Source organism: Pseudoalteromonas sp. SG45-5, assembly GCF_014164085.1.
GTDB classification, from domain to species: domain Bacteria; phylum Pseudomonadota; class Gammaproteobacteria; order Enterobacterales; family Alteromonadaceae; genus Pseudoalteromonas; species Pseudoalteromonas aliena.
Genome location: NZ_JACJEM010000178.1, coordinates 1 through 321, shown reverse-complemented (window position 1 = coordinate 321; position 321 = coordinate 1). Strand labels below are relative to the sequence as shown.

1 protein-coding gene is annotated in these 321 nt (G+C 39.6%); it reads left to right on the top strand.

The window, feature by feature from the left end:
- On the top strand, positions 1–321 hold a 321-nt coding region (locus tag H5119_RS20180), incomplete at both ends, for a hypothetical protein (protein ID WP_220492928.1).

The following is a 321-nucleotide window of genomic DNA, read 5'->3' as shown; positions in this document are numbered from 1 at the left end:
CTGACTTACCTGAAAATGTAGACACCGATACAAAAGATGTATCGGTAAGTCAAACAGAGCAAGACTTGGCCAATGCGCTTGCTGCAGAAAGTAGTTTAGATAGCTTAGAAGATGATTTTGACGACGAACTGTTACTCGATAACGATCTTCCTGAACTAGACGCTGAGTTTACAAGCGACAGTGTGCCAGAAAATACGATAGCGGCTCAAACAGAGCAAGAATTTGAAATAGATGATGCTGACAATGATGAGTTATTAGCAAGTTCAGATGAAAATTCGGTGGACGACGAATTTGATAATGAATTAGAAGAAGCTGAAGAAA